The organism is Citrobacter sp. R-1.5.2, assembly GCF_035064245.1.
Lineage (GTDB): Bacteria > Pseudomonadota > Gammaproteobacteria > Enterobacterales > Enterobacteriaceae > Citrobacter.
The window spans coordinates 1-398 of the sequence record NZ_JASEYC010000100.1 but is presented as its reverse complement, the minus strand read 5'-3'; the positions used below and the strand labels follow the sequence as shown (position 1 = coordinate 398).

At 66.3% G+C, this 398-nt stretch carries 1 protein-coding gene; it reads left to right on the top strand.

All coding sequences use genetic code 11. From position 1 onward, the window contains the following. Positions 1–30 precede the first annotated feature (30 nt). Positions 31–398, top strand: a 368-nt coding sequence (locus tag QMN38_RS26790; protein WP_323606432.1) for a TniB family NTP-binding protein, incomplete at its 3' end; no start/stop codon positions are given.

The window sequence follows — 398 nt, the reverse complement described above, 5'->3', positions numbered from 1 at the left end:
ACCGTTCGACCAGATTGAGGAGTGGTAGCCGTGGACGAATATCCCATCATCGACCTGTCCCACCTGCTGCCGGCGGCCCAGGGCTTGGCCCGTCTTCCGGCGGACGAGCGCATCCAGCGCCTTCGCGCCGACCGCTGGATCGGCTATCCGCGCGCAGTCGAGGCGCTGAACCGGCTGGAAGCCCTTTATGCGTGGCCAAACAAGCAACGCATGCCCAACCTGCTGCTGGTTGGCCCGACCAACAATGGCAAGTCGATGATCGTCGAGAAGTTCCGCCGCACCCACCCGGCCAGCTCCGACGCCGACCAGGAGCACATCCCGGTGTTGGTCGTGCAGATGCCGTCCGAGCCGTCCGTGATCCGCTTCTACGTCGCGCTGCTCGCCGCGATGGGCGCGCC